Raw genomic sequence first — 26,750 nt, 5'->3', positions numbered from 1 at the left:
GCGCAGTCAGGGCCGCGGCTTCAGCGCGGCGAGATAGTCGATGATGGCCTGCCGGTCGGCGGGATCCACGCTGGCCTTGTAGCTGTGAATCATCTTGTCGACGATCCCGCTCCACTGCGCCTTCGACAGGGGGGGCTGCGTGAGGATCATCCCGGCCGAGTGACAGGCGAGGCAGGTGTTGCTGATCGCCTCGGCGCCCGGTCCCGCCGGGAAGACCTGATCGGACGTGGGCCATTCGACCTGCTGCGACGTGAAGCGCATCGGTTCCGGCGCGGCGGCCGCGGAAACGGGGATCAGGGCGAGCGCGGCCAGGCAGCGCGCTGTTGGCGGCAGGGACATGAAACTCCTCCTCAGGCGACCTGGAGCGTCACGGTCTCGACGCCGGTCTGCATGAAGCCCGCGCCGTTCCAGACCGGGTCCATCGGCTGCGCGAGTCCGTTCGTGTTGGTGCAGCGGACCTTGACGGCGCGGGTGCCGGTCGCGAGGGCCGGCAAGCCGACGTCGAAGCGGCGGAAACTGTAGGCGCCCGCGTCGGCCCCGAGCCGCGTCGGCGCCCAAGACGCGCCGCCGTCGGTCGAGATCTCCACGGACCTGACCCCGCAATCGCCCCCGAAGGCGATGCCGCGAACGGCCACCGGCGCGCCGGCCGCGACCCGGGCGCCGTCCTGCAGGTTCGTCACGAAGGCGCGCGGCACCATGCGGTCGATCGGCACCGTCTTGAAGCCGGTCTGGCCGGGCCGGACGTTGGCTCCCGGCACGTCCGGGATGCGGTAGGCCGTCTCCATCCAGTACTGATCGTCGGGCCTGTCCAGAACCTCGATGTCCGACAGCATCTTGACCCAGTAGGTCGAGTACCGGCCCGGAACGACGAGGCGCAGCGGGAAGCCGTTCAGCAGCGGCAATTGCGCGCCATTCATCGCGTAGGCGATCATCACCTCGCCGTCGCGGGCATGGTCCAGGGCGAGGGATTTCCGGAAGTGCGGCGCGTCGCTCACGACCGGCTCGTCGAGGCCGGCGAAGCGCACCTGCACGGCGCCGGCCCTCACGCCCGCGCGGTCGAGCACGTCCTTCAGGCGCACGCCGGTCCAGAGGGCGTTCCCCATCGCGCCGTTGGCCCACTGCGCGCCGGGGACCCGCGGCACGAACAGGCCCCGCGAATTGCCCGAGCACTGGTTGACCGCCGCGATCTCGAATCGCGGCATGTCGGCGAGTGCGTCGAGGGACAGCGACAGGGCCGTCTCGACGTGACCGCGCACTGTCAGTCGGAAGGACGGCACGTCGATCGCGGTCGGGATCTCGGCCCAGTGCCAGCGAACGTAGAAGCGGTCGTTGGGGGTGAACACGCCCTCGTCGAACACCGCGAAGGGTGTCTCCAGCAGCGGCGGCCGGGTGCGCTGCAGGATCATCGCGCCCTTCCCGGGGAAGGCGGTCGTGACCGCGCGCTGCTCGGGACCGCCGGGCAGGGGGAGTCTGACCGTGCCGGCGGCCCAAGCCGGGGCGGCCGCAGCGAGGCCTCCGAGGCCGAGGCCGGCCAGCACGGCACGGCGGGGAAGGGCGGATTGGCTCACGGCGGTGTCTCCTCAACAGCGTGGGGTAACTCGATGACCGTTGCTCTGCGGTTTGCAGATCGCGGTTCCGCGGTCCGATTTCTGTCCTGACGCTCCTCGAACCGGGCTTGGGCATCGCGCGATGTCGGAAGGTGGATCAGGTGTAGGCTGATGGCGGTGAGCGCGGCGAGCGAGGGTGTGGGTCCGGGACTCGGCCGACGATCGCGGCCTCGACCGCCTCGGGCCAACGGCTCCGAGGCTGACCGCGAGGCGGGAGCCAAGCCTGGCTACCGAACCGCGGATGCGGCACGCGATCGAAAGAGGGTTGGTCCTGCGCGACACGGCTAGGCTCCGGAACAGGGAGCCACCATCCCTCTCACCGAGCGTTCAATCCAACAGAACTTATCGAATGAACTGATCGCGATTCCCGATCGCTCCGGGTAGCGGTGCGGCGAGCTCCGAGAACGCGGTCGGCACGACAGCCCCCGCGTCGGGACAGTGCCGGCCGCGCGATCTCAGCCTCTGCGGCCCGCCTCCGGATCCTCGGCCTCGGGCAGGGCGATGTAGATCATCACGCCGAGGACCGTCATGGCGAAGCGGAAGGCGGATTGCTGGCCGTTCCAGACCTTCGACATCCACATGCCGAACCACTCGGCGCCGATGCCCAGGAAGCCCGCCTGCCAGACCAGGAAGCCGACGCTCAGGCCGGCGATCGCCCAGGTCTTGGCCCGGTCGAAGTCGCCGCGCGGGGCCCGCAGCCGCGCCAGCATTAGCGCGACGCCGATCCAGAGCAGGAGCGCCGTGACAGCCTCCGCGGCGACGATCATCGCGAAGGCGCCGCGCTGCAGTGCCGGATCGGTGATCGCGCGGTCGGCGATGCCCGAATCCGGTAGGATCGTGTCCATCGACAGCACGTGCTGCACGAAGGCGAGGTTCACCGCCGGCTCCGTGACGTTGCCGTACACGACCACCGTGCAGGTCAGGGCCAGGGCGCCGACGAGGGCGGCCTTCGAGAGGCGGACGGCGAGCATGGGCGGCCCTTCCAGATATGCGGGCGTCGCCATCGGAGCCGGGCCACGGCCTCGGCCGATCGCGGCGTCCCTCAGTTCGCTTTCGCCTCGACCTCGAGCCGGTCGAGGACGGCGGCCGGTGAGCGCGCCGCGCCCAGGTCGATGAAGCCGATCCCCGCCGGCTCCTTGGACTTGGCGTGCACCACGAGCTTGCCGGGTTTCATCACGAACTGGCCCATGGCGGCGCCGATCCCCTTGGCGGCCGCGCTGTTGCCCAGGATGATCGGCACGCCGAGCAGGCTGGCGGTGACGTATTCCTTGCGCAGCTCGTCCGGCTTGAGGCTGAGATCCTTCGACTGCGCGGCCAGGAAGCGCTCGAACAGGCCGGCATTCTCGACCGTAAGGTTCAGGGTCTTGGCGCTGCCCGAGAACATCACCATGGTCGCCGCCGGCAGGGTGCCGGAGAACAGTTCGGGCCCGATGCCTCCGAGCGTGCCGGACAGGCGGACGGTGCCGATGTCCCGCCCGGAGATCGTGACCTCGCGCAGGGCGAGGTCACGGGCCTTCTCGTCCAGGCTCGCGTCGGCCACGAGGTCGAGGTCGAGGTCCCGGTAGCCGTAGGCCGGCAGCAGGCCGAGGAGCGGCGCGCCCGCGAGCAGGTCGGCGGGCAGGCTCAGGCCGGTGAGGCTGATGCGGGTCGCGCTGGGCACGCCATCGGTCAGCGGGCCGAAGGCCAGGGCCGCCTCGCGCAGCGCGACGCGGGGGGACGGCCGCGGCGACACCGTGACCGCCAGGGGATCCGCGGTCCTGTCGGCCGGCCTGGGCTCGGGTGTCCGCGCCGACCGGCCCGGCTCGGGCAGGGCGCCGCGGGCCGGGGGCCGGACGTCGCGGGGAGGCGCCCGCTCGACCTCCGCCTCGGGCGGCAGGTCGATCGACAGGTCGGTGAGGGTGAGCGTGCCGAGCTTCGGCGTCAGGCGACGCATCTCGACGTCGGAGAAGCCGGCGCCGCCCGTCGGCTCCGCGGCGATGCCCTGGAGGGTCGCGACGGTCGGCGCCAGGGAGGTCCCCAGCGCGGCCACGCGGCCGACATGGATCCGCAGCGCGCCGCGGGTCATCGACAGGTTGTCCAGGGTGGTGCCGCCCTCGGAGCCCGAGGAGGTGTAGGCGGCCCGGCCGATCTCGAACAGCACCGGCCCCTTCGGATCGGTGTCGCTGACGCTCAGGCCCTGCATCTCCAGGCTGCCGACCGAGGTGGCGTCGATGAGATCGGCGGCGGCGGCGGCCAGCGGTCGGCGGTCGCTGGCGCCGTCGAAGCCGTTCGCCACGATGGCGAAGGCGCCGCTCCAGCCGTCCGGGACCTGCCGGCCGCCGAGATCGCGGCCGTCGAGGCGGGCGATCTTCACGGTGGTGCCGCGCGCGTCCGAGTAGGTGACGTCCGAGACCTGGATGGTCCCGTAGACGCGCTGGACCGGTCCCTTGCCGTCGCCGGGCACCGTGTAGAGCCGGCTGAGCGCGGCGAGATCCAGGTCCGTGGCGCGCACCTGACCGTAGGTCCCGGACCCGCGGTTCGGCCCCGCGACGGAGCTGACCGTCGCGCCGGCCGCCGTCAGCTCGCCGACGCGGCCGGCTCGGATGTCGCGGGCGACCACGTCGCGGTAGGTGACGTTCTGCCGGTTCTCGCCGGGACCCGCGTTCTCGGAGACGAGGACCGGGACGGTCAGGCTGCCGGCGTCGAGCCGGGCGAGGCGCTGCTCCCAGGGCACGTTGGAATCCGGGCGCAGGATCGCCGCGAGATCCTCCTTGGAGAGGCGGGTGCCGCTGGCCGTCAGCTTCGGAGCCTTCAGCAGCGTGCCGCCCAGCGGGATCACCACGTCGTTGACCGTCACGTCCTGTACGGCGGCGGCGCCCTCCTGCGCGGCGAGCGGCGCGGGCGCGAGGCCGAGAAGGGCCAGCGTGACGGCCGCCGCCCAGGCCGACCGGAGGCGGAGACGGGCCTTCGGGTGGTTCATGGCAGCGTCCGGACCAGGGCTCTCGCGGGGATGCCCTAGCCGTGCCGTGTTTTGCCGGGCGAGGCAATCGCGCGCGCCGGCCCGGGCGATCGAGCCGGGAAAGGTGTCGTACGGACGCAACGGCGCGGCGGCGCCGGGCCGGGCGCTACAACGAGAAGGAGGTGCCGCAGCCGCAGGAGGCGGTGGCGAGCGGGTTCTCGATCTTGAAGGACTGCCCGATCAGGTCGTTCACGAAATCGATGGTCGAGCCGCTCATGTACTCGAGCGAGACCGGATCGACGATCACGGTGGCGCCGTCGCGCTCGATCGCGACATCCTGCGCCTCGCGGGCGCGGGTGATGTCGAAGGCGTAGGAGAAGCCCGAGCAGCCGCCGCCGTTGACGCTGATCCGCAGCGACGAGCCGGCCGGCTCCGACACCATGATCTCGTTGATGCGCTTGGCCGCGCGGGCGGTCAGGGTGATCTCAGCCATCGGTCTCTGGCCACGCATTCGTTCGGTGGACGGCGCGCCCGGCCCGTTGCCGAGGGCGCCTCGACCCACAAGATATGAGCCGCAAGCCCGCGCCGCAACGCGCCGGGCGGGGAGCCGTCATGAGCAGGGTGCGTGAGTTTCAGAGCGGATGCCGTGCGACCGAACGGTGAGCGCTGGCGCGCGCCCTACGCCACCGACCCGGCCCGCACCCGGGGCCGCCTGATCCCGGAGGCCGGCTCGCCGACCCGCAGCGACTTCCAGCGCGACCGGGACCGGATCATCCACTCGACGGCGTTCCGGCGCCTGAAGCACAAGACGCAGGTCTTCGTGCATCACGAGGGCGACCATTACCGCACCCGCCTGACCCACACGCTGGAGGTGAGCCAGATCGGCCGGGCGCTCGCCCGCGCCCTCGGGCTCGACGAGGACCTCGCGGAGGCGCTGGCCCTCAGCCACGACCTCGGCCACACCTGCTTCGGCCATACCGGCGAGGACGCCCTCGACGCCTGCATGGCGCGCCACGGCGGCTTCGACCACAACGCCCAGGCGCTGCGGATCGTCACCCGGCTGGAGCGGCGCTACGCCGGCTTCGATGGGCTGAACCTCGCCTGGGAGACACTGGAGGGCCTCGTCAAGCACAACGGTCCGCTGCTCACCGCGGACGGCCACCCGACGCCCCGCTACGCCGCCCGCGGCATCCCGGCGGCGATCCTGGAATACGACGCGCTGAATCCCCTCGACCTGTGGAGCCAGGCCGGCCCCGAGGCCCAGGCCGCCTCGCTGGCGGACGACATCGCCTACGCCGCCCACGACCTCGACGACGGGCTGCGCGCCGGCCTGTTCGAGATCCCGGAGCTGCGGGCGGTCCCCTTCCTGGCCGGGCTGCTCGACGAGATCGACCGGCTGCATCCGGGCCTGGAGCCGTCGCGGATGATCCACGAGCTCGCCCGCCGGGTGATCACCCGCTTCGTCGAGGACGTCATCCGCGAGGGCGGCCGCCGCATCGCCGCCCTGGATCCGCAGCGCGTCGAGGACATCCGCAACGCGGATCAGCCGGTCATCGTGTTCTCGCCGGAGATCGCGGCGGCCGACGCCGAGATCATGCGCTTCCTGTGGGAGCGGATGTATCGGCATCCCGGCGTGGTGGCCGTGCGGAAGAAGGCCGACGCCATCGTCAACGACCTGTTCGCCGCGTTCACCGCGGCGCCGGCCCGGATGCCGGAGGAGTGGAGCGCCGGTCTCGACGGGGCCACCGAGGCCCGGGTCGCCCGCCGGGTCGCCGACTACATCGCCGGCATGACCGACACCTACGCGGTCCTGGCGCACCGCAAGCTCTACGCGACGACGCCGGACCTCCATTGGGAGCTGCCCAGCCGGGGCCTGCCCCTCGCCGAGCCCTGAGGGCCCGGCGCGGGTCCGCCTCTGGTCAGCAGCCGCAGCCGCAGGTGAAGCTGCCGTAGCACCCGCCGTAGCCGTAGCCACCGTAGGCGGCGGGGTAGCCGTAACCGTAGCCGTAACCGCCGTAGGCGGCCGGGTAGCCGTAACCGTAGCCGCCATAACCGTAGCCGCCGTAGACGCTGCCGGCGGCGAGCCCGAGCCCGAGGCCGATCCCCGCGCCGGCCAGCCCGTAGCCGAGGGCCCGACCGTAGCCGCCACGATACCCGTAACCGTAGCCGCGCCCGTAGAAGCCGCGGGCCACGTAGCCGCCGCGGTAGCCGTAGCCGCCGCGGTAACCGCCCCGGAATCCGCCGCCGTGGAATCCACCACCATGGAATCCGCCGCCGCGGAAACCGCCCGCCTCGGCACTCGGCGCGGCCAGGATGAGCGCGCAGAGCGCCGTGCCCGCAATCGTCAAGGTCTTCATCAGTAACTCCGCGATCGGCCTACTCACGATCGCCGACGATGACACCGTGTCGTCTCGTTCGAGACAAGACGGACACTGGGCGATCGGTATTCGTCGCGCGGGATAACCCGTCGGCGACGCGCACGTGGTTACCGGAGCGATGCCGCGACCGCGGATTCCGCGGGCTCGGTGCGCGGCCCGGCGCCGTGACACCCTCCCGCCCCCTTGCTAGACCGCCGGGGCGGGCGCAGGCCGGACGGGCCGGGCGACGAGACCCCCGCGCGAGCGAGATCGAGACCCATGAACATCTTCGCCCTGTTCGAGGCGCGCGTGCGCGAGGCCGTGGAGGCGCTGACCCGCGCCGGCCACCTGCCCGAGGGCCTCGACCTGGGCCGCGTGGTCGTCGAGCCGCCCCGCGACGCGTCGCACGGCGATCTCGCCACGAACGCCGCCCTGGTGCTCGCCAAGGAGGCGCGGACCAACCCGAAGGCGCTCGGCGAGGCCCTGGCGGAGGAACTCCGCGCGGACCCGCGGATCGTCGAGGCGAGCGTCGCCGGGCCGGGCTTCATCAACCTGCGGCTCGACCCCGCGATCTTCCACGCGGTCGTGCGCGACGCGCTGACGGCGCCGAAGGTGTTCGGCCGCGCGCGGCTGCCCGGCGGCCCGATCAACGTCGAGTACGTGTCGGCGAACCCGACGGGGCCGATGCATGTCGGGCACGGCCGCGGCGCGGTGTTCGGCGACGCCCTGTGCAACCTGCTCGTCGCCGCCGGCCGGCAGGTGACGCGGGAATACTACATCAACGACGCCGGCGTTCAGGTCGACGTGCTGGCCCGCTCGGCCTTCCAGCGCTACCGCGAGGCCCTGGGCGAGCCCTTCGCGATCGCCGAGGGCCTCTACCCGGGCGACTACCTGAAGCCCGTGGGCGCCGCGCTGGCCGAGACCCACGGCCGCGCGCTCCTCGACAAGCCGGAGGCGGAGTGGCTGCCCGCGGTGCGCGAGACCGCGCTCGGCATGATGATGGACATGATCCGGGCCGACCTGGCGGCGATCGGCATCCGCCACGACGTGTTCTTCTCCGAGCGCACGCTCCAGGAGAGCGGGGCCGTGAAGTCCCTGCTCGCGGAGCTGCGCGCCAAGGGCCTCGTCTACGAGGGGCGTCTGCCGCCGCCCAAGGGTCAGCTGCCGGAAGATTGGGAGGATCGCGAGCAGACGCTGTTCCGCACCCGGGAATTCGGCGACGACAGCGACCGCCCGCTGCTGAAGTCGGACGGCTCGTACACGTACTTCGCCTCCGACATCGCCTACCACCGGGCCAAGTACCTCGCCGGGGCGACCGAGCTGATCGACGTCCTGGGCGCCGATCACGGCGGCTACGTGAAGCGCATGCAGGCTGCCGTGAAGGCGGTCAGCGACGGCAAGGCCACGCTCGACGTCAAGCTCTGCCAGCTCGTGCGGCTGTTGCGCGCAGGCGAGCCGGTCAAGATGTCCAAGCGGGCCGGCGAGTTCGTGACCCTGCGCGACGTGATCGACGAGGTCGGCCGCGACGCGATCCGGTTCATGATGCTCTACCGGAAGAACGACGCGACCCTGGATTTCGACCTCGCCAAGGTCGTGGAGCAAACGAAGGACAACCCGGTCTTCTACGTCCAGTACGCCCATGCCCGCGTCCGCTCGGTGCAGCGGCAGGCGCGCGAGGCCTTCCCGGACGCCGACTTCTCGGCCGCGGCGCTGGCCCGCGAGGCGGATTTCTCCGTGCTGAGCGACCCGGGCGAGATCGAGATGATGCGCCTCATCGCGCAGTACCCGCGGGTCCTCGAATCCGCGGCGCTGGCGCACGAGCCGCACAGAATCGCCTTCCACCTCTATGAACTGGCCTCCGCGCTGCATAGTTTCTGGAACAAGGGCAAAGACTTGCCGCAATTACGGTTTGTTAATGCAACCGACCGAAAGTCGACGTGGGCCCGGCTGGCGCTCGTCGAAGCTCTGCGGAGCACGCTGGCGGCCGGCCTTGCGATTCTCGGTGTGACCGCGCCGGACGAGATGCGATAGGCCCGGGTGCATCGGGCCGGTCTTCGGCGTTGATGTGAGGATGCTGCCATGACGAACGCTTCGCGCGCTCAGGTCGATTTGGACGCCCTCGCGCGCGATCTGCGTCAGGAGAAGGGCCAGGCGCCGCAGGCGTCCGGCAAGGGCGACCCGCTGGCGGAACTCGCCCGCATCGTCGGCCAGGACGACCCGTTCCGGGCGCTGCTCGCGGCCCGCGACGAGATGCGCGCTGTCGCGCCCGCCGCGCCGCAGCAGGCCGCCTGGAATGCCCGGGTCGAGCCGAGCTTCGCCCCGGAACCCGCCAAGGCCACGCCGGCCGACGCGTTCGACCAGTATCTCGCCTCGGTAGAGCAGGACACGCACCGCGAGGGCGCCGGCTACGCTCCGGAGAGCGGCCCGACCTCGACCGGCGACGAGGAGACCTACGCGGACAGCCGCGCGCTCCGGCGCGCCAATCCGCGGCGGCGGCTCGTCTCGGTGGGTGCCGGCGTCGCCGTGGTGGCGCTCGCCGTCACCGGGGCGCTCACCTACAAGGGCCTGAGCAATTCGGGCCACGGCGGCGTTCCGGTGGTCCAGGCCGATTCCACGCCCCTCAAGGTCGCCCCGAAGGTCGCCGACGGCGTCGAGATCCCGGATCAGAACCGGCAGATCTACGACCCGAAGGGCAAGAAGGACGGCCAGATCAAGATCGTGAACCGCGAGGAGCAGCCCCTCGACGTGGCCGAGGCCGCCCGGGCGGCCCAGGGCCCGTCGCAGCCGAGCGGCGCCCAGGGCGGCACGACGCCGGGCAGCGGCCCGTTCGAGGCGTTCGGGGAGCCGCGCCGCGTCCGCACCGTCGCGGTCAAGCCCGAGGCACCGCCCGCGCCGCCGCCGCGCGAGCAGCAGGCCGCCGATGCCGGGCCGGCCCCGATCCCCACCATGGTCCTGCCGAGCGACGAGCCGCCCGCCCCGCCGGCCCCGAAGTCCAGGCCCGTCCGCCAGACCGCCGCAGCCATGCCGGCGACCACGGCCACGCCCGTCGACGCGCAGCCGGAAGCCGCGGTCGAGCAGCCGGCGCCCAAGCCGGTGGCCGTGAAGCCGCCGCCGAAGGCCGCCCAGCGCATCGCCGCCGTCGCTCCGGCCGGGGCGGCCGTGCCCGACACCACCGCCAGCACCACGACGGACGACGACGCCGTGAAGTCCGGCCCGGTCAGCGGCTTCTCGGTCCAGCTCGGGGTGCGCAGCTCCGCCGCCGAGGCCAAGGCCGCGTTCCACCAGTTGCAGGCCAAGTACGCGCAGCTCGCCGGCAAGCCCGAGCTGATCCGGCAGGCCGAGGTCAACGGCAAGACGATCTACCGCGTCCGCGTCGGACCGCTGGAGAAGGCCCAGGCCGCGAGCCTGTGCAGCGCCCTGCAGGGCGCGGGCGGCCAGTGCTTCGTGGCCAAGAACTGAGGCCCTGACCGGAGGCCGCGCACGGGACAGCACCCCGTCCGCGGCCTTCCGCGTCTGGCCTCCGCGTCGGGCGTCCGACCGAGTCCCGGCGGCAACAGGCGCGGCCCCATCGCGCCGTCCCTGGTCCCGGGCCGCGGTTTGGTCTTGCCGGCTCCCCGTTCCCGCCCGACTCTGTCGCCATCGATTCGCGCCGTCCGGCGGTTCCGCCGCCGTTCTCGCGCCGTCTTCGCGCCGCAACCGAGCTGTCCCCGAGTCGTTCCAGATGACCTCCCGCGCCCTGATTCTCGGCTGCACCGGCCCGTCGCTCACGGCGGAGGAGAGGGCCTTCTTCCGGGACGTGAAGCCCTGGGGCTTCATCCTGTTCAAGCGCAACATCGGGACGCCCGACGAGGTCCGCGCCCTCACCGGGGCACTCCGGGACTGCGTCGGGTCCGACCGGGCGCCGATCCTGATCGATCAGGAAGGCGGCCGGGTCCAGCGGATGGGCCCGCCCCACTGGCCGGCCTATCCGGCCGGCGGCCGCTACGGCCGCCTGAACGGCAGCGCCGCGACCGTCGCCCGGCTCGGCGCGCGCCTCATGGCGCACGACCTCGCCGAGGTCGGCATCAACGTCGACTGCGCCCCCGTCCTCGACGTGCCGGCGCCGGGCTCGCACGACATCATCGGCGACCGGGCCTACGGGACGAGCCCGGAGCGGGTCGCCGAGATCGGACGCGCCGTCGCCGAGGGCCTGATGGCCGGCGGCGTCCTGCCGGTGATGAAGCACATCCCCGGGCACGGGCGCGCCACCTGCGACAGCCACCACGGCCTCCCGGTGGTCGACGCGACCCGCGCGGATCTCTCCGGGCAGGATTTCCGCACCTTCCGCGCCCTCGCGGACCTGCCGATGGCGATGAGCGCGCACGTCGTCTTCACCGCCATCGATCCCGACCGGCCGGCGACCCAGTCGGACACCGTCATCCGCGACATCATCCGCGGCGCCATCGGCTTCGACGGCCTGCTGATGACCGACGACCTGTCCATGCACGCGCTGACCGGCACGTTCCGCGACCGGACGGAGCGCGCCTTCGCGGCGGGGATCGACATCGGCCTCCACTGCAACGGCGCGCGCGACGAGATGCAGGCTGTGGCCGAGGCGGCGCCCGAACTGACCGGCGAGGCCGCACGGCGCGCCGCCGCCGCGCTGGCGCGGCTCGACCCCGCCGGCGACGGGCTCGACGTCGCGGAAGCCCGCGACCGCTTCGCCGCGGCCCTCGCCGCCGCCTGACCTGAGACACCGCGCGGCGATCCATCGCGGCCTTCCACCGGCCGTGGCATCGCCTCTGCTTGTGTTCGGGCGGCGCGATCCCTAGGTTCGCCCCGAAATCCTCAACCGGACGTGGCGTCACGCTCCCGCTTCTTCGGGGCGCCCGCAGGAGGTTGCCATGGGCAGCATGAGTATCTGGCACTGGGTCATCGTCGCGGTCATCGTGATGCTGCTCTTCGGACGCGGCAAGGTGTCCGACCTGATGGGCGACGTCGCCAAGGGCATCAAGGCCTTCAAGAAGGGCATGGCCGAGGACGAGACCCCGCCGGCGGCCCAGGCCGCGCCGCCGCCGGCCGAGCCGGTTCGCACCATCCCGCACACCGCCGAGACGAGCCCCGGCACCGCGATCCCGGCGAGTCATATCCCCGGCGGCGAGCGCAAGCCGGTCTGACGGCGAGCTTGACTGTAGGACTGTCAGAGCGCGCGCGCTCGTGTAGAGCCTGACGGGGTCCGGCCGCCGTGCCGGATCTCGGGGCAGCAGGACCGTCGACGACATGCTGGACATGAGCTGGGGCGAGGTGATGCTGATCGGCGGCGTCGCCCTCATCGTCATCGGGCCGAAGGATCTGCCGAAGGCGCTGCGCACCGTCGGGCAGATCACCACGAAGCTGCGCCGCATGGCCGGCGAGTTTCAGATGCAGTTCAACGAGGCGATCCGCGAGGCCGAGCTCGACGACGTCCGACGCGAGGTCGACGGCATCCGCAACACCGTCCGCACGGCGGGCTCGACCTTCAATCCGGTGCAGACGATCCGCGACGAACTGAAGGGCGCCGTCGAGGGCCGGGCCAAGATGGGTCCGGAGAAGATGGGACCGGAGATGCCCGGCCCCGAGACGACCCCGGTCGAGACCCGGTCGCTGGCCGACGCCACGGCGCAGCTGAAGGCCGAGCAGGAAGCCGCGGCGGCACCTCACGCCGCCGATACGCATCCGGTGACGCCCGCCGGCGCGTCGGACCATGGTGCGACGACCGAGGTCGCGGAGGCGCCCCTGCCCGTGCCCGGCTCAGTGGACGATCCGTTCGGCCCACCGCTCGACCCGCCCGCCGCGCATCCCGCCACCGAAGAGTCTAAGAACGGCACGGCTGCCCGATGATCAGCGAGGCGGACGAGGCCGAGATCGAGGCGTCCCGGGCGCCCCTGCTCGAACACCTGATCGAATTGCGGTCGCGGCTGATCAAGTCGCTCATCGCCTTCGTGCTGATGTTCTTCGCGTGCTTCTTCTTCTCGCGCGATATCTACAACGTGCTGGTCTATCCCTACGTCTCCATCGTGGGTGCGCAGAACGCCGAGCTGATCGCCACGCACTTCCTCGAGCAGGTCTTCACCAACATCAAGCTCAGCGTCTTCGGCGCGGCCTTCCTCGCCTTCCCGGTGATCGCGACGCAGATCTACGCCTTCGTGGCACCCGGCCTCTACCGCAACGAGCGCAAGGCGTTCCTGCCCTACCTCGTGGCCACCCCGATCTTCTTCCTGCTCGGCGCGCTCGTGGTGTTCTTCCTGGCGATGCCGCTGCTGATCAAATTCTCGGTGTCGCTCCAGCAGGTGGGCGTCGCCGGGGAGCCGACGATCAAGCTGCTCCCGAAGGTCGACGAGTACCTGTCGCTGATCATGACGCTGATCTTCGCGTTCGGCATCGCCTTCCAGCTGCCGGTGATCCTGACACTGCTCGGCCAGATCGGGATCATCGACGCGGCGTTCCTGCGCGAGAAGCGCCGCTACGCGATCGTGCTGGTCTTCGTCGCCGCCGCCATCCTGACCCCGCCGGACGTCATCTCGCAGCTCTCCCTCGCGATCCCGATGCTGCTCCTCTACGAGGCCTCGGTGTTCTCGGTGGCGCGGGTCGAGAAGCTGCGCGCCGCGCGGCGCGTCGAGGAGGGGCTGGAGCCCTGAGCCGGCGCGCCGGGCTCAGTCCGGCGCGCGCAGGCGGTAGCCGACGCCGGTCTCGGTGAGCAGGTAGCGCGGGCGCTCGGGATCGGGCTCGAGCTTCTGGCGCAGCTGCCGGATGTAGACGCGCAGGTACTGCGGGTCCGACGAAGCCGGCGCGTGGCGCATGAGCTGCGCGTGGGTGAGCACCTTGCCGGCGTGCTGCACCAGCACGCGCAGGAACTCGTATTCCCGCGGCGACAGCTTCACCTCGCGCTCGCCGACGCGGACGATGCGGCGGACGAGGTCGACCGAGAGGTCCTCGACCCGGAAGACCGGCCGCTCCCCCTGCATGGCGAGGCGATGGCGCAGGGCCGCGCGGATGCGCGCCAGCAACTCGTTCATGCCGAAGGGCTTGGTGACGTAGTCGTCGGCGCCGAGATCGAGAGCCTCGACCTTGCCGCGCTCGTCGTCGCGGCTCGACAGGATCACGACCGGCAGGTCGGGCCAGCGCTCGCGGATCGCCGCCAGGAGGGCGTGGCCGGCCATGTCGGGCAGGCCGAGGTCGAGGATCGCGAGATCCACCCCGCCGGTCTCCAGGGCGGCGAGGGCCGCGGCCCCGTCGGCCGCCTCGACGACCGCGTAGTCCTGCGTCCCGAGACCGGTGCGGAGCAGCCGGCGGATCGGCGGCTCGTCGTCGATCACCAGGATGCGGGCTATGCTCACGCGTTCCGTCCCTCGTGGCGGTCTCGGGCGGCCTATTCGGGCCGCAACAGCACGTGCCGCTTCTTGCCGAAGGAGAGCTTGATCACCCCGTCCGCGGTCACGTCGCCGCGGCCGAGGACGGCCTTCTCGTCCGTGACCGCCACGTCGTTGACCCGCAGGCCGCCGCCCTTGATCTGACGGCGCGCCTCGCTGGTGGACGGCACGAGCTTGGCGACCTCCGGCCCGAAGGCGGTGAGCACGCCGAGGCCCGCCTCCAGGGCGGCGGACGGCACGGTGACGCTCGGGAGGTCGGCGGCCAGCGTCCCCTCGACGAAGGTCTTGCGGGCGGTCTCGGCGGCGGCCTCGGCGGCCTCGCGGCCGTGCATCAGCGCGGTCGCCTCCGTGGCCAGCACCATCTTGGCCGCGTTGATCTCGGAGCCGGCGAGGGCGGAGAGGCGCGCGATCTCCTCCATGGGCAGCAGGGTGAACAGCTTGAGGAAGCGGGCCACGTCCGCGTCCTCGGTGTTCCGCCAGAACTGCCAGTAATCGTAGGGCTTCAGCATGTCCGGGTTGAGCCAGACGGCGCCGGCCGCGGTCTTGCCCATCTTGGCGCCGGACGACGTGGTCAGCAGCGGGCAGGTCAGGGCGTAGAGCTGCGGCGTGCCCATGCGGCGGCCGAGATCGATGCCGTTGACGATGTTGCCCCACTGGTCCGATCCGCCCATCTGCATGACGCAGCCGTAGCGGCGATTCAGCTCCACGAAGTCGTAGGACTGGAGGATCATGTAGTTGAACTCGAGGAACGACAGCTCCTGGTCGCGCTCCAGGCGCAGGCGCACGCTGTCCATCGACAGCATGCGGTTCACCGAGAAATGGCGGCCGACGTCGCGCAGCATCTCGATGTAGTTGAGCTTGGTCAGCCACTCGGCGTTATCGACCATCACGGCGTCGCCGGCCGCGTCGCCGAAACGCAGGAACCGGTCGAAGGTCTTGCGGATCTCGGCCTTGTTGGCGTCGATCTGCTCGACGGTGAGGATCTTGCGGGTCTCGTCGCGGCCGGACGGGTCGCCGACCCGGGTCGTGCCGCCGCCCATCAGGGCGATGGGCCTGCCCCCAGTGGCCTGCAGCCAGTGCAGCATCATGATCGACAGGAGGTGCCCGACATGGAGCGAGGGCGCCGTGCAGTCGTAGCCGACATAGGTGGTCAGTCGGCCCTCGAGGGCCGCGGCGTCGATGCCGGCGAGGTCCGAGGTCTGGTGGATATAGCCGCGCTCGGTCAGGATCCGCAGGAAGTCGGATTTCGGCGCGAAGCTCTCGGCGGTCATGGATGCCATCTCGGGTCGCGCGCTGGCGCGACAGGCCGAGGCCCCGCATGCTAGCTCGCGCTGGGTTCAGGATACGGCGCGCTCTTAGCAGGGCGTTGGCCGAAAGGCACGGGGCAGCACGGCATGGCGATGATGCGCGCGATCGGACTGATGAGCGGCACCTCGCTGGACGGCGTCGACATCGCGCTGATCGAGACCGACGGCGAGCGCGTCCACGTGGTCAAGGGCCACAACAACTTCCTCGAGCCGCTGGGCCCCACCGGCTACCGCGGCTACGCCGACGACGAGAAGGCGCTGCTGCGCGCGGCCACCAAGGACGCCGAATCCGTCCTCCATCCCGCCGACCGGCCGGGGCGTCTGCCGGAGGCCGAGGCCTTCGTCACCCTCGCCCATGCCGAGGCCGTGGAGCGCTTCCTGGAGGAGCACGGCCTGAATGCCTCCGAGATCGACGTGATCGGCTTCCACGGCCAGACCGTGATCCACCGCCCGGACCAGCGGATCTCGATCCAGATCGGCGACGGGCAGGCGCTGGCGACCCGGCTCGGCATCCCGGTCGTCTCGGACCTGCGCCGGGCCGATATCGAGGCGGGCGGGCAGGGGGCGCCGCTGGTGCCGGTCTTCCACAAGGCGCTCGCCGAGGCGTCGGGCTTCGACGGGCCCTTCGGCATCCTCAACATCGGCGGCGTCGCCAACGCGACGCTGATCGACTCGAAGGGCGGCGTCATCGCCTTCGACACCGGTCCCGGCAACGCCCTGATCGACGAGTGGATGCAGGAGCGCGAGGGCAAGAACCTCGACGATGGCGGCCGCACCGCCGCCCGCGGCCGCCCGGACGAGCAGCTGCTCGCCTGGCTCCTGACGCACCCGTTCTTCTTCCGCAAACCGCCGAAGTCGCTGGACCGGAACTGGTTCTCGCACAAGCTCGCCGGACAACTCTCGACCGAGGACGGCGCCGCGACGCTCACGGCCTTCACAGCCCGGGCCGTGGCCCGCGCCCTCGATCACGCCCCTGAGGTCCCGACCCGCTGGATCGTGGCCGGCGGCGGCGCCCGCAACGGCGAGCTGGTGCGGCTCCTGAACTACCACCTGCGCGCCGAGATCACGACCGCGGACGCGATCGGCTGGTCCTCCGCCTATCTGGAGGCGCAGGCCTTCGCGTACCTCGCGGTGCGCTCGCTCAAGGGCCTGCCGATCACCTTCCCGGCGACCACAGGCGTACGCGAGGCCATCACCGGCGGGGTGCTGGCGCGGCCGTGAGCCTCGGCTACGCGCTCCGGCGGATCGTCGAGGAATACCCGCTCGCCCGGCTCGACCCGCCGGCCGGCCACCCGCTCGCCGCCGTCATCCGCAGGGGTGCGCCGGACGAGCTGCGCGCCGCCCTGGAGCCGATCGACGGGCCGTTCCTGGTGAAGGGCAGCCCGGGGCGCGGGAGCCGCTGGGCCGCGATCCCCTGGATCGCCGTGTTCGATCCCGCCGTCACCACCAGCGCCACGCGGGGCTACTACCTCGTCTACCTGTTCCCGGCGCACCGCGAGGCGGTGCATCTGTCGCTGGCGCAGGGAACGGTGGCGGCGATCCGCAGCCACGGTCCGGCGGCGGCCGGTGCCCATCTTCGCGCCAGCGGCGCCGCGCTCAGGACGCGGCTGTCGGACTTCGCCGAAGCGCTGCCGAACGCGACGATCGCCCTCGGCAGCGCGGGCGAGTTGCCGGAGGGCTACGAGGCCGCCCACATCCTCGGCCTCACCTACGCCCTCGCCGGTCTCGGCGACGAGCGCCGGCTGCACCGGGATCTCGCGGCGGCGGTCGCGGCGTACCGGGCGCTCAAGGCGCGGGGCGGGCTCGATCTGCCCGGTTCGCCGAAGGCCCGGTGAGGCTGCCGGGCGCTCCGACCCGTCACCGCGTGCGGGTCTGCCCGGCCGCCCTGCACGGGCCGCGTTTGTGCCCCCGCCGCTCCCGCGCTAAGGCAGCCGCGCCATGTCGCACAACACCTTCGGCCACCTGTTCCGCGTCACGACCTTCGGCGAGAGCCACGGGATCGCGCTCGGCTGCGTCGTCGACGGCTGCCCGCCCGGCCTGTCCCTGGAGGCCGAGGAGATCCAGGCCGAGCTGGATCGCCGGAAGCCCGGCCAGTCGCGCTTCACGACGCAGCGCCGCGAACCCGATCAGGTCAAGATCCTGTCCGGCGTCTTCGCGGACGACCGCACCGGCGGCCGCCAGCTCACCACCGGCACCCCGATCGCGCTGATGATCGAGAACACGGATCAGCGCTCGAAAGACTACTCGGAGATCCGCGACAGCTACCGCCCCGGCCACGCCGACTATACCTACGACGTGAAGTACGGCATCCGCGACTACCGCGGCGGCGGCCGGTCCTCGGCGCGGGAGACCGCCGCGCGGGTCGCGGCCGGCGCGGTGGCGCGCAAGGTCATCCCGGGCGTGACCATTCGGGCGGCCCTCGTGCAGATGGGCCCGCACGCCATCGACCGGTCCCGCTGGGACTGGGACGCGGTCGGCAACAACCCGTTCTTCTGCCCCGATGCCGAGACGGCGTCCTTCTACGAGACCTATCTCGACGGGCTCCGGAAGGACGGCTCGTCGGTCGGCGCCGTCATCGAGGTCGTCGCCGAGGGCGTGCCGCCCGGTCTCGGCGCACCGGTCTACGGCAAGCTGGACGCGGACCTGGCCGCCGCGATGATGTCGATCAACGCCGTGAAGGGCGTCGAGATCGGCGACGGGTTCGCGGCGGCGGCCCTGCGCGGCGAGGACAACGCGGACGAGATGCGGGCTGGCAACGGCGGCCGGCCGCGCTTCCTGGCGAACCACGCGGGCGGCATCCTGGGCGGCATCTCCAACGGCGAGCCGGTCGTGGTGCGGTTCGCCGTGAAGCCAACCTCCTCGATCCTGACCCCGCGCCGCTCCGTCACCCGCGACGGCGGCGAGGTCGATCTCGTCACCAAGGGCCGGCACGATCCCTGTGTCGGCATCCGCGCCGTGCCGGTCGCGGAGGCCATGATGGCCTGCGTGCTGGCCGATCACTATCTGCGCCATCGCGGACAGGTCGGATCCCGGCCCTGATCCGGGTCCGTCCCAACGATTCGAGAATGCCCGTGCCCCACTGCACCGTCACAGAGGCCATCGCGGCCTTCGCCCGCGGCGAGATCGTGGTCGTCACCGACGACGACGACCGCGAGAACGAGGGCGACCTCGTCGTCGCCGCCTCGCTCTGCACGCCGGAGAAGATGGCGTTCATCATCCGCAACACCTGCGGCATCGTCTGCGCGCCGATCACCCAGAGCGAGGCGCGGCGCCTGCACCTCGCCCCGATGGTCGCCTCGAACGACGCGCCGCTGGGCACGGCCTTCACGGTCACGGTCGACGTCAAGCACGGGCTGACGACCGGCATCTCGGCGGAGCAGCGCTGCAACACCGTGCGGGCGCTGGCCAACGGCAACATGGGCGCCGGCGACTTCGTGCGGCCCGGCCACGTCTTCCCGCTGATCGCCCGCGACGGCGGCGTGCTCATGCGCTCGGGCCACACCGAGGCCGCCGTCGACCTGTGCCGCCTCACCGAGCTGCCGCCCGTGGGCGTGATCTGCGAGCTCGCCAACGACGACGGCACCGTCATGAAGGGGCCGCAGATCGAGACCTTCGCCGAGACGCACGGCCTCAAGCAGGTCTCGGTGGCTGACCTGATCGCCTATCGGCAGGCCCGCGATCGTCTGGTGGAGCGGGTCGGACACTTCCCGGTGCGCTCGAACCACGGCGACCTGAACGCTTACGTCTTCTCGACGCCCTTCGAGTCGATCCAGCAATTCGCGTTCGTGATGGGCGAGATCGGCGACGGCCGCGACGTGCTGGTGCGCCTGCACCGCTCCAACGTCGCTGCCGACGTGATCGGCGGCGGCAAGCAGATCGACGCCGTGCTCAAGCGCTTCGCGGCGGCCGGGCGCGGCGTGCTGGTCTATCTCCGCGACGGCACCGCGGGTGTCCCGGTCAAGAGCGTCACCGACGAGGGTACGGAGGCGCTCCGGGCGCGGCAGTGGCGCGAGGTCGGGCTCGGCGCCCAGATCCTGCGCGATCTCGGCGTGATCTCGATCCGCAACCTCGCCACCTCGTCCCGCTCCTATGTCGGCCTCTCGGGCTTCGGTATCGAGCTCCTGGGCGACGAGCCCCTGGAGGGCTGAGGCCCGGAAGAGCGCCCCGGTCAGGCGCGGCGCAGGACGGTCCAGACCGCGGCGCCGGCCATGATCGCTGCGGCGCCGCGGTTCAGCCGCGCGCGAAAGGCCGGCCGCCGGAGAGACTCGCGCGCCCGCGCCGCCAGCGCCGCGTAGGGCGTCATCACGGTGAAGAGGACCGCGGCCGTGATGACGACGAGGCTGACGAAATCCGCCGCCGTCACGCCGCGCAGATCGACGAGCGTTGGCAGGATCGCGAGGTAGAAGACGATCGTCTTCGAATTGCCCAAAGTGATGGTCAGCCCGGCGACGAAGCTGGTCCACGGCCGGTCCCGCGATTCCCCCTCGACCCGGGCTGCGGCTCCGGCCGCGCGCCAGAGCCGGAACGCCAGGTAGGCCAGGTAGAGCGCCGCGCCGTAGCGGACGACGACGAAGACCGCCCCGAGCGCCTCCGCGATCAGCGACAGGCCGAAGATCGCGGCGGCGAGATAGGTCAGATCGCCGAGGATCAGGCCGAGCGAGAAGGCCATCGCGGCGCCGAAACCGGCGCCCAGGGCCCGGGCGACGAGGGCGACGACGCCTGGCCCGGGGATCGCGGCAGCGACCCCGAGGGCCAGCGCGTAGGTCAGGAAGCCCGCGAGCGTCATCGAGCGGTGCCCGCGGCCGGGACGGGAATGCTCCGCAGGGGTGGGCGCAGACGGCTCCGTGGCGGCATGGCGGCGATCTCCTCCGAGACGCCGATTATCGCGTGCTGCCGGACGACCGCAACGCAGCCGCCGTCAGCGGCCCATCAGCGCGTCGACGTGGGCGGCCACCGACTTGCCGAGGCCCTCGAGGCTGTAGCCGCCCTCGAGGATCGAGACGACCCGGCCGCCCGCGCAGCGCTCGGCCAGGTCCATCAGGCGGCGGGTCGCCCATCCGAAATCCTCGGCCTCCAGCCGCAGGTTGGCGAGCGGGTCCAGCCGGTGCGCGTCGAAGCCGGCGGAGATCACGATCACGTCCGGCCGGAACGCCTCCAGGCGGGAGAGGATGCCGGTCTCGAACGCCTCGCGGAACACCTCGCCGTCGTCGTTCGGCCGCAGCGGCACGTTGACGATCGTGTCCTTCTCGCCCCGCTCGGACGGCGATCCGGTCCCGGGATAGAGCGGCATCTGGTGGGTCGAGCAGTAGAGCACCGAGGCGTCGTTCCAGAAGATGTCCTGGCTGCCGTTGCCGTGGTGGACGTCCCAGTCCACGAGCGCCACCCGCTCGGCGCCGTGCTTCTTTCGGGCGTGCAGGGCCGCGATGGCGGCGTGGTTGAACAGGCAGAAGCCCATCGCGCGGGTCCGCTCGGCGTGGTGGCCGGGCGGGCGCATGGCCACGAAGGCGTTGCGGCACTCGCCGCCGACGACGGCGTCGACGGCGTGCATCCCGCCGCCCACGGCCCGCAGCGTCGCCTCGAGGCTGCCCGCCGACAGGATCGTGTCGGAATCGATGCCGACCATCCCGTGCTCGGGCACCGCCGCCACCAGCGCGTCCACGTACGCGCGCGGGTGCGCGAGGGTGACGGCCTCGATCTCGCCCCGGGGCGCCGTGGCCCGCACGAGGCCCGCGAAGCGCTCGTCCTCCAGGGCCCGCTCCACCGCGCGCATCCGGGCCGGTCGCTCCGGATGCCCCTCGGGGACCTCGTGATCGAAGCTGGCGGGATGGCTCACGTAGAGGGTGGTCACGAGGGTCGCTCCCGGGATGCTCGCCTGTCGCGCACCGGCAACAGGAGCCGGCAATGTGCCACGGGCCCAACGCGCGGACTACGGCGGGGTGCCGTTGCCCCCTTATGGTTGCGTGATTCTTCCACGGGACGGACCGGATCGGCGATCCGCGCGCCCCGTCCGCGGCCGCGACGACCTTCGAGGCGGGGATATGCGCATCATCTCGGGACTCGGCTGCGCCCTGCTGCTGGCGGGCTGCACCTTCAAGGGCGTGCCCGATCCGGCGCTCTCGGCCCGCGACGCCGAGTACATGGCCCTGGTGCCCGAGGCCGAGTTCGATCCGCACTTCGCCCGCTACGAGATCGCCGACCCGACCCGGGAAGCGCCCGGCACGATCGTCGTCGAGACCAAGGAGCGCCAGCTCTACCTCGTCCTGCCGAACGGCCGGGCGATGCGCTACGGCGTGTCGGTGGGCGACGAGGCGTATGGCTGGACCGGCACGGCCCGGATCGACCGCAAGGCGGAGTGGCCGGCCTGGAACCCGCCGGCCGAGATGATCCGGCGCTGGCCGCACGTCCACGCCATGCAGGGCGGCCCGATGAACCCGCTCGGCGCCCGCGCCCTGTACCTGTCGGATCGCGGTCGGGACACGCTCTACCGGATCCACGGCACGAACGAGCCCGAGAAGATCGGCCAGGCGGTCTCGTCGGGATGCATCCGGATGCGCAACATCGACGTGGTCGACCTCTACAACCGGGTGCCCGTGGGAGCCACGGTCATCGTCCGGTAACGCAACCGGTCAACGTCCCAATAAGCCTGCTTGCTCGGGGGGTGTTTACCTGAACTTCCGTTCAGATCTCGCCATTAACCTCTGGAAGGGGAGCGGTCCCGTAAGTTGAAGACACACAGGGACTAGAGCCGACCGCAACAAAGGTCGGGGAGGCAGGCGATCATGACCACCATTTCCGTTCAACAGTTCTGCAACCATGCTGTCTCGGCCGGCACGATCAGCGACGAGGACCTGCTCGTCCTGAAGCGCGAGGTCCTCCCGGACGGCCTCATGAACCGCGAGGAGGCCGACCTCCTGATCGCCCTCGAGCGGGCGGTGATCGGTTCCGACGCCTTCGCCGACTTCCTGGTCGCCTCGGTCGTCGACTTCGCCGTTTGGGGCTCGCGCCCGACCGGCTACATCGACCGCGACGTCGCCGCGTGGCTCGCCGCCTCGCTCAGCGGCCGCGACGGTCCGAGCGCGGTGGGTGCCCGGATCGCCATGGAAGTCGTCCGCGAGGCCGAGAGCAGCGCCGAATCACTGGTGGCCTTCGCCCTCGAGGCCAACCGTCGCGCCCGCGACACGGTCCAGGCCCCGCGCATGACCTTCGCCCTGGCCGCCTGAGCCTCAGACCAAGGCGCAGCTTCCGTCCGCGGCGCAACTGATCTATCGGGACAGTCAAGCCGGTGCGCAATCCGGCGATCTCGAAAGCAGTGCGCCAGCGATGTTCGACAAGATCCTGATTGCCAACCGGGGTGAGATCGCCTGCCGGGTGATCAAGACGGCCCGGAGGATGGGCATCAAGACCGTAGCGGTCTACTCGGATGCCGATCGCGACGCCGTGCACGTCGCCATGGCCGACGAGGCCGTGCAAATCGGGCCCGCTGCCGCCTCCGAATCGTACCTCGTGATCGAGAAGATCGTCGAGGCCTGCAAGAAGACCGGCGCCCAGGCCGTCCATCCGGGATACGGGTTCCTCTCCGAGCGCGAGGCCTTCCCGAAGGCGCTCGAGGCCGCCGGCATCGTGTTCATCGGCCCCAACCCGGGGGCCATCGCCGCGATGGGCGACAAGATCGAGTCGAAGAAGGCGGCCGCCGCCGCCGAGGTCTCGACGGTTCCAGGCTTCCTCGGCGTGATCGAATCACCCGAGCACGCCAGGAAGATCGCCGACGAGATCGGCTACCCGGTGATGATCAAGGCCTCCGCGGGCGGCGGCGGCAAGGGGATGCGCATCGCCTACTCGGGCGAGGAAGTGGCGGAGGGCTTCGCCCGCGCCAAGTCGGAGGCGGCCTCCTCCTTCGGCGACGACCGCGTCTTCATCGAGAAGTTCATCACCGACCCGCGCCACATCGAGATCCAGCTGATCGGCGACAAGCACGGCAACGTCGTCTACCTCGGCGAGCGGGAGTGCTCGATCCAGCGCCGTAACCAGAAAGTGATCGAGGAGGCGCCGTCGCCGCTCCTCGACAAGAAGACCCGCCGCAAGATGGGCGAGCAGGCCGTCGCGCTCGCCAAGGCGGTGAACTACGATTCGGCCGGCACGGTCGAGTTCGTCGCCGGGCAGGACAAGTCCTTCTACTTCCTGGAGATGAACACCCGTCTGCAGGTCGAGCATCCGGTCACCGAGATGATCACCGGCCTCGACCTCGTCGAGCTGATGATCCGCGTCGCGGCCGGCGAGAAGCTGCCGATCACCCAGGACGACGTGAAGCTGAACGGCTGGGCGGTCGAGAGCCGGGTCTACGCCGAGGACCCGACCCGCAACTTCCTGCCCTCGATCGGCCGGCTGACCACCTACCGTCCGCCGGAGGAGGGCCAGCAGGGCACGGCGATCATCCGCAACGATACCGGCGTGGAGGAGGGCGGCGAGATCGCCATCCACTACGACCCGATGATCGCCAAGCTGGTCTCCTGGGCGCCCACCCGGGCCGAGGCGATCGCCGCGCAGGGCGAGGCCCTCGACGCCTTCGCCATCGACGGCATCCGCCACAACATCCCGTTCCTCTCGGCGCTGATGGCCCATCCGCGCTGGCAGGAGGGTCGGCTGTCCACAGGCTTCATCGCCGAGGAGTTCCCCGAGGGTTTCTCGGCTCCGGAGCCCGCCGGCCCGGTGGCGATCCGCATGATGGCGGCGGCGGCGGCGATCGACCACAAGCTCAACCAGCGCAAGCGCGGCATCTCCGGGCAGATGCGCGCGCCCGGCCTCTTCGCCTTCGAGCGTGAGCGCGTGGTGATCCTGGCGGGTCACTCCTTCCCGGTGACGGTCGAGCCGGAGGGCGAGGACATCCTCGTCACCCGCGACGACGGCACGGCGCTCACGGTGGCGAGCGCCTGGCGCCCGGGCGAGCCGGTCTGGATCGGCACGATCGGCTCGGAGCGCGTGGCGATCCAGGTGCGCAGCTTGCTCAACGGCGTGTTCCTGCAGCACGCCGGCGCGGCCGCCGAGGCCCGGGTCTACACCCGCCGCGAGGCGCAGCTCGCCGCCCTGATGCCGGTGAAGGAGCAGGCCGGCTCGGGCAAGCAGGTGCTCTGCCCGATGCCCGGCCTCGTGAAGCAGATCCTCGTCACCGAGGGCCAGGAGGTGAAGAACGGCGAGCCGATCGCGGTCGTCGAGGCCATGAAGATGGAGAACGTCCTCCGCGCCGAGCGCGACGCGACGGTGGGGAAGATCCACGCCAAGGAGGGCGACAGCCTCGCGGTCGACGCGGTGATCCTGGAATTCGCCTGATCGCGGGGCACGCGTCGCGCTCGCGGCCGTGACTGCGGTTCACAACGAGCAGACCAAGTTGCTGGCGACGGCGCTGAACAACATCGCGGTTGCCTACGTCGTCATCGGCTTCGTCACGCCGATGACGGCCGCGAGCTTCGGTGTGCCGAGCGCACCGGCGCTGCGCGTCGAGAACGCGATCTTCACGCTCGTTTGGCTGGGGACCGGCTGCGCACTACATCACGGCGCGAGGCGTGCCCTCCGGAGCCTGAAGCCGTGAACTACGACTGGATCTTCGTAACGTTCGGCATTCCGGCGATCACGCTGGCGATCGCCTACGCGGCCGTGCGCGCGAACGAGCGGGCCGCGCGGCGCCTCGATCCTCCCGCGGGCGAGTAGGCTCTTACAGCTCCGGCATGCCCCTCTATTTCGCCTACGGCGCCAACATGGATGCCGCCGCGATGGCGCTGCGCTGCCCGGTTTCGCGGCTGATCGGCGGCGGACATCTGCCGAACCACCGCTTCATCATCATGCGAGAGGGCTACGCGTCCGTCGTGCCCGATCGAAGGCGCACCGTCTGGGGCGTCCTGTGGGAACTCGCTCCCGACGACATCCCGGCCCTCGACCGCTACGAGGGCGTCGCCGGGGGGCTCTACACCAAGGCGGCCCTGCCGGTCCGCACAGGGGAGGGCGTCAAGCGCGCCCTGATCTATCGCGGATGCTCGACCGCGCCCGGCCGTCCGAGGCCCGGGTACCTGGAGGCGGTCGTCGCGGCGGCGCGCGCGGCGCAGCTGCCGCCCGCCTATCTACGGGAACTCGGCACCTGGGCCCGCGGCCTGCCCGCCTGAGCGTCGCGCAGTTGGTACGCGACATGCTTGCCCACGAGCGAGCTGGAGGGCGAGCGGCAGCACCGCGCCCGTCCGGCCATCCGTGATTGCGCGGCGCGCCCGTCGGTCAACGACGATCGGCGTGCGTTCGCGAGGGAGAGTTGTGCATGTCGTATCTGGCGCCCGCCGATTTCGTGAAGAAGGCCGTCGATGCCGGTGAGGCGAAGGTCTTCATGGCTACCAAGGACACGTTCATCCGGGCCTACATGGCCGGCGCGATCCTGGCGCTCGCCGCCGCCTTCGCGGTGAGCGTCAACCAGGCGACCGGCCAGCCGCTGGTCGCGGCGCTGCTGTTCCCGGTCGGCTTCTCGATGCTGTACCTGCTCGGCTACGATCTGTTCACCGGCGTCTGCGTGCTCACGCCGCTCGCCCTCATCGACAAGCGCCCCGGCGTCACCGTGGCCGGCGTCGCCCGCAACTGGGTGCTGGTCTTCTTCGGCAACTTCGCGGGGGCCCTGACCACCGCGGTGATGATGTCGATCGTCTTCACCTTCGGCTTCGCCACCGAGCCGAACGCCGTCGGCAAGCTCATCGCCGGGATCGGCGAGGCGCGCACCCTCGGCTACGAGAAGTACGGCGCCTCGGGGATGCTGACGCTCTTCGTCCGCGCCATGCTGTGCAACTGGATGGTCTCGACCGGCGTCATCGGCGCCATGCTGTCGACCTCGGTGCCCGGCAAGGTCATCGCGATGTGGATGCCGATCACGGTGTTCTTCTTCATGACCTTCGAGCACTCGGTGGTGAACATGTTCCTGTTCCCGTCGGCGATCCTCATGGGCGGCCACCTCACGGTGATGGACTACCTGCTCTGGAACGAGATCCCGACGCTGATTGGGAACATCGTGGGCGGCATCGCCTTCACGGGCCTGATGCTCTACTCCACGCATGTCCGCACCGGCGCGACGCGGACCCCGGCCCTCGGCGCCGGCATGCGTCGCCCGATCGCGGCCGAGTGAGGCCATC

At 71.3% G+C, this 26,750-nt stretch carries 28 protein-coding genes; 18 read left to right on the top strand and 10 right to left on the bottom strand.

The genetic code is table 11. From position 1 onward, the window contains the following. Window positions 1–6: 6 nt before the first annotated feature. The 5 genes from ACLBYB_RS10115 to ACLBYB_RS10095 form a co-directional block, all read right to left on the bottom strand. Entirely contained in the window at window positions 7–339 is a 333-nt protein-coding gene (locus ACLBYB_RS10115; RefSeq protein ID WP_447698682.1) for a cytochrome c, read from the bottom strand. A gap of 11 nt (window positions 340–350) precedes the next feature. Next, entirely contained in the window at window positions 351–1,568 is a 1,218-nt protein-coding gene (locus tag ACLBYB_RS10110) for a molybdopterin-dependent oxidoreductase (protein ID WP_447698681.1), read from the bottom strand. A 494-nt stretch (window positions 1,569–2,062) separates the two neighbouring features. Continuing rightward, window positions 2,063–2,578: a DUF2165 family protein gene (locus ACLBYB_RS10105; RefSeq protein ID WP_447698680.1), complete on the bottom strand. Its 516-nt coding sequence runs from the start codon at window positions 2,576–2,578 to the stop codon at window positions 2,063–2,065. Between the two features lie 71 nt (window positions 2,579–2,649). Next, on the bottom strand, window positions 2,650–4,566 hold the full coding sequence (locus ACLBYB_RS10100) for a hypothetical protein (protein ID WP_447698679.1): 1,917 nt from the start codon (window positions 4,564–4,566) through the stop codon (window positions 2,650–2,652). Window positions 4,567–4,711: 145 nt separating this feature from the next. Beyond that, on the bottom strand, window positions 4,712–5,038 hold the full coding sequence (locus ACLBYB_RS10095) for a HesB/IscA family protein (protein ID WP_012319723.1): 327 nt from the start codon (window positions 5,036–5,038) through the stop codon (window positions 4,712–4,714). Between the two features lie 153 nt (window positions 5,039–5,191). On the opposite strand from ACLBYB_RS10095, the gene ACLBYB_RS10090 reads away from it, so the two are divergent. Continuing rightward, a complete protein-coding gene (locus tag ACLBYB_RS10090; RefSeq protein WP_091676856.1) occupies window positions 5,192–6,439 on the top strand; it encodes a deoxyguanosinetriphosphate triphosphohydrolase in 1,248 nt (415 codons plus the stop codon). A gap of 25 nt (window positions 6,440–6,464) precedes the next feature. Here ACLBYB_RS10090 and ACLBYB_RS10085 read toward each other — a convergent pair whose 3' ends face one another. After that, window positions 6,465–6,902 (bottom strand): hypothetical protein, encoded by a 438-nt coding sequence (locus ACLBYB_RS10085; RefSeq protein ID WP_447698678.1) that lies wholly within the window; start codon window positions 6,900–6,902, stop codon window positions 6,465–6,467. Window positions 6,903–7,181: 279 nt separating this feature from the next. Between ACLBYB_RS10085 and argS the strand changes: the two genes are divergently transcribed. The 6 genes from argS (at window position 7,182) to tatC (ending at window position 13,558) form a co-directional block, all read left to right on the top strand. Beyond that, the gene (gene argS, locus ACLBYB_RS10080; RefSeq protein ID WP_447698677.1) at window positions 7,182–8,933 is read left to right on the top strand and encodes an arginine--tRNA ligase; all 1,752 of its coding nucleotides are present in this window, start codon (window positions 7,182–7,184) and stop codon (window positions 8,931–8,933) included. A gap of 48 nt (window positions 8,934–8,981) precedes the next feature. Then, the gene (locus ACLBYB_RS10075; RefSeq protein WP_447698676.1) at window positions 8,982–10,361 is read left to right on the top strand and encodes an SPOR domain-containing protein; all 1,380 of its coding nucleotides are present in this window, start codon (window positions 8,982–8,984) and stop codon (window positions 10,359–10,361) included. Between the two features lie 262 nt (window positions 10,362–10,623). Further along, a complete protein-coding gene (gene nagZ, locus ACLBYB_RS10070; RefSeq protein WP_447698675.1) occupies window positions 10,624–11,628 on the top strand; it encodes a beta-N-acetylhexosaminidase in 1,005 nt (334 codons plus the stop codon). 157 nt (window positions 11,629–11,785) lie between these two features. Next, window positions 11,786–12,058 carry a twin-arginine translocase TatA/TatE family subunit gene (locus ACLBYB_RS10065; protein WP_020092042.1) on the top strand — a complete coding sequence of 91 codons (273 nt, stop codon included), beginning with the start codon at window positions 11,786–11,788 and terminating at the stop codon, window positions 12,056–12,058. A 103-nt stretch (window positions 12,059–12,161) separates the two neighbouring features. Then, window positions 12,162–12,761, top strand: coding sequence for a Sec-independent protein translocase protein TatB (gene tatB / locus ACLBYB_RS10060; RefSeq protein WP_447698674.1), 600 nt, complete (start codon window positions 12,162–12,164; stop codon window positions 12,759–12,761). Next, a complete protein-coding gene (gene tatC, locus ACLBYB_RS10055) occupies window positions 12,758–13,558 on the top strand; it encodes a twin-arginine translocase subunit TatC (protein WP_020092044.1) in 801 nt (266 codons plus the stop codon). Before tatB ends, tatC begins: the two co-directional genes overlap by 4 nt. Window positions 13,559–13,573: 15 nt before the next feature. On the opposite strand, the gene ACLBYB_RS10050 is transcribed toward tatC, so the two are convergent. Both ACLBYB_RS10050 and tyrS read right to left on the bottom strand, forming a co-directional pair. After that, on the bottom strand, window positions 13,574–14,257 hold the full coding sequence (locus ACLBYB_RS10050; protein ID WP_447681375.1) for a response regulator: 684 nt from the start codon (window positions 14,255–14,257) through the stop codon (window positions 13,574–13,576). A gap of 32 nt (window positions 14,258–14,289) precedes the next feature. Then, a complete protein-coding gene (gene tyrS / locus ACLBYB_RS10045; protein WP_447698806.1) occupies window positions 14,290–15,561 on the bottom strand; it encodes a tyrosine--tRNA ligase in 1,272 nt (423 codons plus the stop codon). A gap of 123 nt (window positions 15,562–15,684) precedes the next feature. On the opposite strand from tyrS, the gene ACLBYB_RS10040 reads away from it, so the two are divergent. The 4 genes from ACLBYB_RS10040 (at window position 15,685) to ribB (ending at window position 19,745) form a co-directional block, all read left to right on the top strand. Next, window positions 15,685–16,818, top strand: coding sequence for an anhydro-N-acetylmuramic acid kinase (locus tag ACLBYB_RS10040; RefSeq protein ID WP_020092047.1), 1,134 nt, complete (start codon window positions 15,685–15,687; stop codon window positions 16,816–16,818). Beyond that, window positions 16,815–17,432, top strand: coding sequence for a DUF3578 domain-containing protein (locus ACLBYB_RS10035; protein WP_447698673.1), 618 nt, complete (start codon window positions 16,815–16,817; stop codon window positions 17,430–17,432). The genes ACLBYB_RS10040 and ACLBYB_RS10035 overlap by 4 nt, the downstream gene beginning before the upstream one ends. A gap of 103 nt (window positions 17,433–17,535) precedes the next feature. Then, a complete protein-coding gene (aroC, locus tag ACLBYB_RS10030; RefSeq protein ID WP_447698672.1) occupies window positions 17,536–18,636 on the top strand; it encodes a chorismate synthase in 1,101 nt (366 codons plus the stop codon). 32 nt (window positions 18,637–18,668) lie between these two features. Continuing rightward, window positions 18,669–19,745 (top strand): 3,4-dihydroxy-2-butanone-4-phosphate synthase, encoded by a 1,077-nt coding sequence (gene ribB, locus ACLBYB_RS10025; protein WP_447698805.1) that lies wholly within the window; start codon window positions 18,669–18,671, stop codon window positions 19,743–19,745. Window positions 19,746–19,765: 20 nt separating this feature from the next. On the opposite strand, the gene ACLBYB_RS10020 is transcribed toward ribB, so the two are convergent. Beyond that, entirely contained in the window at window positions 19,766–20,383 is a 618-nt protein-coding gene (locus tag ACLBYB_RS10020; RefSeq protein ID WP_447698671.1) for a LysE family translocator, read from the bottom strand. Window positions 20,384–20,515: 132 nt separating this feature from the next. Further along, window positions 20,516–21,445 (bottom strand): histone deacetylase family protein, encoded by a 930-nt coding sequence (locus tag ACLBYB_RS10015; protein WP_447681379.1) that lies wholly within the window; start codon window positions 21,443–21,445, stop codon window positions 20,516–20,518. A gap of 190 nt (window positions 21,446–21,635) precedes the next feature. Between ACLBYB_RS10015 and ACLBYB_RS10010 the strand changes: the two genes are divergently transcribed. From ACLBYB_RS10010 to ACLBYB_RS09980, 7 genes are all read left to right on the top strand, one after another. Then, window positions 21,636–22,214 (top strand): L,D-transpeptidase, encoded by a 579-nt coding sequence (locus ACLBYB_RS10010; RefSeq protein WP_020092053.1) that lies wholly within the window; start codon window positions 21,636–21,638, stop codon window positions 22,212–22,214. A gap of 162 nt (window positions 22,215–22,376) precedes the next feature. Further along, window positions 22,377–22,817, top strand: a complete 441-nt coding sequence (locus ACLBYB_RS10005; protein ID WP_020092054.1) for a hypothetical protein — start codon at window positions 22,377–22,379, stop codon at window positions 22,815–22,817. Between the two features lie 100 nt (window positions 22,818–22,917). Then, window positions 22,918–24,921, top strand: a complete 2,004-nt coding sequence (locus tag ACLBYB_RS10000; RefSeq protein WP_447698670.1) for an acetyl-CoA carboxylase biotin carboxylase subunit — start codon at window positions 22,918–22,920, stop codon at window positions 24,919–24,921. A gap of 58 nt (window positions 24,922–24,979) precedes the next feature. Then, the gene (locus tag ACLBYB_RS09995) at window positions 24,980–25,180 is read left to right on the top strand and encodes a hypothetical protein (RefSeq protein ID WP_447698669.1); all 201 of its coding nucleotides are present in this window, start codon (window positions 24,980–24,982) and stop codon (window positions 25,178–25,180) included. Continuing rightward, window positions 25,177–25,299, top strand: coding sequence for a hypothetical protein (locus ACLBYB_RS09990; RefSeq protein ID WP_273564484.1), 123 nt, complete (start codon window positions 25,177–25,179; stop codon window positions 25,297–25,299). The genes ACLBYB_RS09995 and ACLBYB_RS09990 overlap by 4 nt, the downstream gene beginning before the upstream one ends. Window positions 25,300–25,316: 17 nt before the next feature. After that, complete coding sequence (locus ACLBYB_RS09985; protein ID WP_091676826.1) at window positions 25,317–25,748, top strand: gamma-glutamylcyclotransferase family protein; 432 nt, start codon at window positions 25,317–25,319, stop codon at window positions 25,746–25,748. Between the two features lie 146 nt (window positions 25,749–25,894). Then, complete coding sequence (locus ACLBYB_RS09980; protein WP_020092058.1) at window positions 25,895–26,743, top strand: formate/nitrite transporter family protein; 849 nt, start codon at window positions 25,895–25,897, stop codon at window positions 26,741–26,743. Window positions 26,744–26,750 lie beyond the last annotated feature (7 nt).

This window comes from Methylobacterium sp. D54C (genome assembly GCF_053345595.1).
This window is presented reverse-complemented; position numbering and strand designations above follow the sequence as displayed.

Coding starts and splice junctions, on each gene's coding strand:
- ACLBYB_RS10005 (WP_020092054.1), top strand. CDS start 22,377: ATGACCACCATTTCCGTTCAACAGTTCTGCAACCATGCTGTCTCGGCC.
- ACLBYB_RS10065 (WP_020092042.1), top strand. CDS start 11,786: ATGGGCAGCATGAGTATCTGGCACTGGGTCATCGTCGCGGTCATCGTG.
- argS (WP_447698677.1), top strand. CDS start 7,182: ATGAACATCTTCGCCCTGTTCGAGGCGCGCGTGCGCGAGGCCGTGGAG.
- tatB (WP_447698674.1), top strand. CDS start 12,162: ATGCTGGACATGAGCTGGGGCGAGGTGATGCTGATCGGCGGCGTCGCC.
- ACLBYB_RS10010 (WP_020092053.1), top strand. CDS start 21,636: ATGCGCATCATCTCGGGACTCGGCTGCGCCCTGCTGCTGGCGGGCTGC.
- tyrS (WP_447698806.1), bottom strand. CDS start 15,561: ATGACCGCCGAGAGCTTCGCGCCGAAATCCGACTTCCTGCGGATCCTG.
- tatC (WP_020092044.1), top strand. CDS start 12,758: ATGATCAGCGAGGCGGACGAGGCCGAGATCGAGGCGTCCCGGGCGCCC.
- aroC (WP_447698672.1), top strand. CDS start 17,536: ATGTCGCACAACACCTTCGGCCACCTGTTCCGCGTCACGACCTTCGGC.
- ACLBYB_RS10085 (WP_447698678.1), bottom strand. CDS start 6,902: ATGAAGACCTTGACGATTGCGGGCACGGCGCTCTGCGCGCTCATCCTG.
- ACLBYB_RS10000 (WP_447698670.1), top strand. CDS start 22,918: ATGTTCGACAAGATCCTGATTGCCAACCGGGGTGAGATCGCCTGCCGG.
- ACLBYB_RS10075 (WP_447698676.1), top strand. CDS start 8,982: ATGACGAACGCTTCGCGCGCTCAGGTCGATTTGGACGCCCTCGCGCGC.
- ACLBYB_RS10040 (WP_020092047.1), top strand. CDS start 15,685: ATGGCGATGATGCGCGCGATCGGACTGATGAGCGGCACCTCGCTGGAC.
- ACLBYB_RS10105 (WP_447698680.1), bottom strand. CDS start 2,578: ATGCTCGCCGTCCGCCTCTCGAAGGCCGCCCTCGTCGGCGCCCTGGCC.
- ACLBYB_RS10095 (WP_012319723.1), bottom strand. CDS start 5,038: ATGGCTGAGATCACCCTGACCGCCCGCGCGGCCAAGCGCATCAACGAG.
- ACLBYB_RS09980 (WP_020092058.1), top strand. CDS start 25,895: ATGTCGTATCTGGCGCCCGCCGATTTCGTGAAGAAGGCCGTCGATGCC.
- nagZ (WP_447698675.1), top strand. CDS start 10,624: ATGACCTCCCGCGCCCTGATTCTCGGCTGCACCGGCCCGTCGCTCACG.
- ACLBYB_RS10100 (WP_447698679.1), bottom strand. CDS start 4,566: ATGAACCACCCGAAGGCCCGTCTCCGCCTCCGGTCGGCCTGGGCGGCG.
- ACLBYB_RS09985 (WP_091676826.1), top strand. CDS start 25,317: ATGCCCCTCTATTTCGCCTACGGCGCCAACATGGATGCCGCCGCGATG.
- ACLBYB_RS10020 (WP_447698671.1), bottom strand. CDS start 20,383: ATGACGCTCGCGGGCTTCCTGACCTACGCGCTGGCCCTCGGGGTCGCT.
- ACLBYB_RS10115 (WP_447698682.1), bottom strand. CDS start 339: ATGTCCCTGCCGCCAACAGCGCGCTGCCTGGCCGCGCTCGCCCTGATC.